Genomic DNA, 275 nt, shown 5'->3' with positions numbered 1-275 from the left:
CGTGTACTGTGCGCTCCTCCTCTCCTTCCCCTCAATTTCGAACCTACTGGACGCTCTCGTCTGTATTCTCGAGCCGCATGCCGTCAAGCTGCTCGCTGATACCGCTGGTTTTGGTGTCGAGTTCCTCCACGAATCCGCTTGTTTGGTCGGTTGTCGTCGCTCCTTGACTGGTGGGTTCGATCAGATTCTCTTCTTCGAGCACCCGCAACGAATAGCGCACCTTGTGATGCTCGTAGCCGGTTTCATTCGATATCTTCACGATCCCGATCGGTTCG

At 54.9% G+C, this 275-nt stretch carries 1 protein-coding gene; it reads right to left on the bottom strand.

From position 1 onward, the window contains the following. Positions 1-43: 43 nt before the first annotated feature. A partial coding sequence (locus C450_RS11815; protein ID WP_005043677.1) for a hypothetical protein occupies positions 44-275 on the bottom strand: 232 nt, incomplete at its 5' end.

The organism is Halococcus salifodinae DSM 8989 (genome assembly GCF_000336935.1).
GTDB lineage: Archaea > Halobacteriota > Halobacteria > Halobacteriales > Halococcaceae > Halococcus > Halococcus salifodinae.
The sequence above is the reverse complement of the archived record's forward strand: the minus strand, read 5'-3'. Positions and strand labels throughout refer to the sequence as shown.